The organism is Candidatus Methylomirabilota bacterium (genome assembly GCA_035764725.1).
Classification (GTDB): Bacteria; Methylomirabilota; Methylomirabilia; order Rokubacteriales; family CSP1-6; genus DASRWT01.
Window position 1 is genome coordinate 1 of the sequence record DASTYT010000050.1, and the last position, 4,389, is coordinate 4,389.

The 4,389-nt window shown below is 71.3% G+C and carries 3 protein-coding genes; all 3 read right to left on the reverse strand.

Annotated features, from left to right (window positions below; genetic code table 11):
- A partial coding sequence (locus VFX14_08765; protein HEU5189767.1) for a DedA family protein occupies positions 1–619 on the reverse strand: 619 nt, incomplete at its 3' end.
- A 126-nt stretch (positions 620–745) separates the two neighbouring features.
- Positions 746–3,991, reverse strand: coding sequence for a glycosyl hydrolase (locus VFX14_08770; protein HEU5189768.1), 3,246 nt, complete (start codon positions 3,989–3,991; stop codon positions 746–748).
- A 197-nt stretch (positions 3,992–4,188) separates the two neighbouring features.
- On the reverse strand, positions 4,189–4,389 hold a 201-nt coding region (locus VFX14_08775), incomplete at its 5' end, for a hypothetical protein (GenBank protein HEU5189769.1).

Genomic DNA, 4,389 nt, shown 5'->3' on the forward strand with positions numbered 1-4,389 from the left:
CTCCCGCGAGCTCGGCCAACGCGCGACGGCGCCGTCCGTACCTGAACAGCACGTAGGCGATCAGCGCGCTCACGACGACCACGAGCCCGAACAGGTGTCCGAGGGCACGGGCACGGCTCGCGATGAGGGTAATGGCGTCGCTGAAGAAATATCCCGCCGAGAGCCATGTGAGGGCCCAGACGAGCACGCCCGCGAGGTCATAGAGGACAAAACGCACCCTTCCGACGGCGAAGACGCCGGCGAGGGGCGGCAAGATGGTCGTCAGACCGGGTAAGAACTTCGCGACGAGCATGCTACGCGCCCCGTGACGGGCGAAGACCGCCGCGGCCCGGCGCCGGCAGTGGTCCGGCCTGGAAGAGCACCGATAGAGCCTTTCCAGCACGTTCGCGCCGTGCCGACGGCCGAGCTCATACCAGGCCAGGTCCGTCGCGAGTGCCACGACGGATAACGCCAACAGCGCGAGCACGATGTTGACGCGGCCGTGCGCGGCCAAGGCCCCCACTGCGAGGAGAATCGGCGCGGCGGGAAGCGGTATGCCGATCTGCTCGGCGACCGCGACCGCGGGCAGGATGATGAGGCCGTACTGCTCGACGAGGTGCAAGCTCTCGATCGGGCTCATCGGCTGCGCCCGATCGCGCCAAGCCTTCCCGTCACCGCTGTGACACCCATGCGCACAGTCATATGCACATTCTGTTCCCCGCGGTCCTCGGAGGAACCTAAGGTGTTATGAGGCGCGCGCGCCGTCCTACGGGGCGGTCGGCTTCGACACGATGGCGGCGACGCCGGCATCGCGGCACTGAGCGTTGAAGCGCGCCACATCTTCCGCGATGAGGCGCTCGAGCCGGCCGAGCTCACTCTCGGCGCGGCGGGCGAGGTCCGCCGTGAGGTCGCGCAGGGCCTGGGTCGGCGGCGCGTCCGCGTAGTCGATGAGGCCGATCACGGTGCCGATGCGCGTGTTGAGCTTGGCCGGAAACATTCGCGGATTGTCGGAGCGGACCTGGATGAGCTCCTCCTCCACCGCGGTGAGAGCCCGCGCCAGCGCCTGGGCCGCGGTCTTGATGGGCGGCGCGGCCAACCGATCGCGCCAGCTCTCGGCTTGCGCGCGGATGTCGCGCAGGCGCAGCACCGCGTCGTGCACGCGGCCGAGGAGCTCGTGGGCTTCGCGCGCCAGCGCGTAGGTCGCCCGCAGGTCGTCGTCGGTGGCGGCCGCCCGCGGATCCTTGACGAGCTCGACGTGCTGGGTGAGCGCGCGCCCGTTCACGGTGAGCCGCACCTGATAGGCGCCGGGCGGAACGCGGGGCGCCGTCAGCATCTCCGAGCTGCCGCCGCGCCCCTTGTTGTCGGGGAGCTTGGTGGCGTCACGCCCCCGGAGATTCCACACGAAGCGGTTCGCGCCCGCCAGCTTGGTCGGATGCGGCGGCTCCTCGGCGCCGTTGGCCGGCGCGTCGGGCTCGCGGGGGGCTTCCTCTCCGCCGCCCGCGCTCGGTCCGCTCGTGCTGGGCGCGGGCGCGCCTTCGGCCACGGGCGCCCGCTTGCTCGTGAAGGTCCGGATCTCCTTTCCGTCGGCGTCGAGGAAGCCCAGCGTCACCTCGCCGGCCGGGACCTCGCGCAGCCAGTAGTGCACGATCACGCCGCTGGGTGGGTTGTCACCGGCGTCCAGCTTCTGCTCGATCTTCTCGCCGGTGGGCGTCTCGACTTGGCGATAACCGTAGCCCAGGGACCCCGCCATGCGATAGGCGATCTCGCGGTAGGGCCCCGGGCTCATCCCGTGCCCGCGGTACGCGCGCCAGCGCACGGTGCGCCGCGGGGTGAAGAGGTGGGCATCGCCCGCGGTCACGGCATCCGCCATCTGATGGAGGGGCGAGAGATCGTCGAGGATCCAGAAGGAGCGCCCGTGAGTGGCGACCACGAGATCGCCATCCTTCACGATGAGATCGTGCACGGGAGCGACCGGCAGGTTCCCGCGGAGCCGGGTCCAGGCGCGGCCGTCGTCCAGCGACACCCACACGCCCGACTCCGTGCCGCAGTAGAGGAGACCGCGGCGGGCGGGATCCTCTCGGATCACGCGCGTGAACTCCCCGTCGGGCAGGCCCGCGTCCACGCGCGTCCACGTCCGCCCGTGGTCCGCGGTCTTGAAGAGATACGGCCGCCTGTCGTCATGCTTGTAGCGCGTGGCCGCCACGTAGCAGGTGGCGGCGTCGTGCGGCGACGGCTCGATGACGCTGATGAGCGCCCACTCGGGCAGCTCGGCCGGGGTCACCGTCTGCCAGGTGCGGCCGCGATCCCGCGAGAGGTGCACGAGGCCGTCGTCGGTGCCGGCCCACAGCACGTCGCGCTCGTGCGGCGATTCGACGAGGGCGAAGATGGTGCCGTAGACCTCCGCCCCGGTGTTGTCGCGGGTGATGGGGCCGCCCGAGGGGCCCATCTTGCTGGGGTCGTTGCGCGTGAGATCCTTGCTGACGATCTCCCACGTGTGCCCCTCGTCGGTGGAGCGGAAGATGACGTTGCCGGCAATCCAGAGCTCGCGTGGATTCCAGCGCGAATAGAAGATGGGAAACGTCCACTGGAAGCGGTAGCGATGCTCGCTGGGCGGCGTGCCCATGCCGTAGCCCTCGGGCCACACGCTGATGATGCGCTCCTGCCCCGTGCGGTGATCGTAGTGGATCATCCGGCCCATGCCCGGGCCGCTCCCGATGGCGCCGCCCACCACGATGCTGGGGTCGCCCGGCTTCACCGCGATGTAGCCGCTCTCGCCCCCGCCCGGCTGCACCCAGTCGATGGCGGTGATGGCGCCGCGATGGGACTGGCTCGGCAGACTGATGGCCCAGTTGTCCTGCTGGGAGCCGTAGATGCGGTAGGGCTGCTGATCGTCCGCGCACACGTGGTAGAACTGGGCGGTCGGCTGATTGTAGATGGACGACCACGACTGGCCGCCGTTGAACGACACGCAGGCGCCCCCGTCGTTGCCCTCGATCATGCGGCGGGAGTCGCGCGGATCGATCCAGAGGTCGTGGTTGTCCCCGTGCGGCGTCGCCACCTCCACGAAGCTCTTGCCGCCGTCGATGGACTTCCACAGGGAGTAGTCCATCACCCACAGGGTGTCGGCGTCGCTCGGATCGGGGACTACGTGCATGTAGTACCAGGGCCGGCCGCGGAGGCCCGGCTCCTCGCTGCCACGCTCCCAGGTCTCACCGCCATCGTTCGAGCGGAAGAGCGCGCCGTCCTCCGCCTCCACCACCGCGTACATGCGACGGCCGTCGGCGGGGGAGATCGCCACGCCGATGCGCCCGAGCACGCCCCGCGGCAGGCCGGGATTCCGGCTGATGTCGGTCCAGCTGTCGCCCCCGTCGGTGGACCGCCAGAGGGCGGATTCGGGTCCGCCGCTCGACATCCCCCACGGAAAGCGCTGCGCTTGCCACACCGCGGCCAGCAGCACGCGCGGGTTGCGGGGATCGAGCGAGAGATCGACCGCGCCCGCCCGTTCGCTCTTGAAGAGCACCGGCTGCCACGACACGCCGCCGTCGCGGGAGCGGAACACCCCGCGCTCGCGATTGGGACCCCACGCGTGGCCCAACGCGGCCACGTACGCGGTGTCGGGGTCGGTCGGGTGCACGCGCACGCGGCCGATGTGGCGCGTGTCCCTGAGGCCGAGGTTGCGCCAGGTGCGGCCGCCGTCGTCGGAGCGATAGACCCCGTCCCCGTGGGAGACGTTGCCGCGGATGCACGCCTCGCCGGTCCCCGCGTAGATCACATTGGGCGCGGAAGGCGCCACCGCGAGGGCGCCCACCGCCGCCGTCTCGAAGAAGCCGTCGGAGACGTTCTCCCAGTAGACGCCGCCGTCGGTGGTCTTCCACACCCCGCCGGCGCAGCCGCCGAAGTAGAAGGTGGACGGGACGCTGGGGTCACCAGCCACCGCCACCACGCGACCGCCGCGGTGCGGGCCGACGCAGCGCCAGCGAAGCGATGTGAGCGCGCGCGGATCGAGAGGCACGAGCGGGCTACTGGGCGCGCGAGCCGAGGAGCCGCGTGGAAATGCCGACCTGCTTCACGTACGGGAACATGCGGGCCTCCTTGGCGTGGGTCGGGGGGTGCACGTCGGTCCCCGGAGCAATAGCGCCGACCCTCGATCCTGTCAAGGGCGCACGGCCGCCGGGCGGATGACGCAGCCGCCGACGGGTCCCGCGACCGCTAGCCCACACTCACGCGGATCTCGCGCAGCCCGGCGCGCCGGGCTCCCTCCACGCGCCCCGCCCGCGCGCGCCTCGGCGCATCCGGGTCCCACAGCGCAAGCGCGGTGAGCACGGCGTGGCGCTGGGCCGGCCCGCGTCCCAGCGGCACGTGAAGACCCGGCCCCGTCACCTCGACCTGGGCCCCCGCGCGCAACAGGTG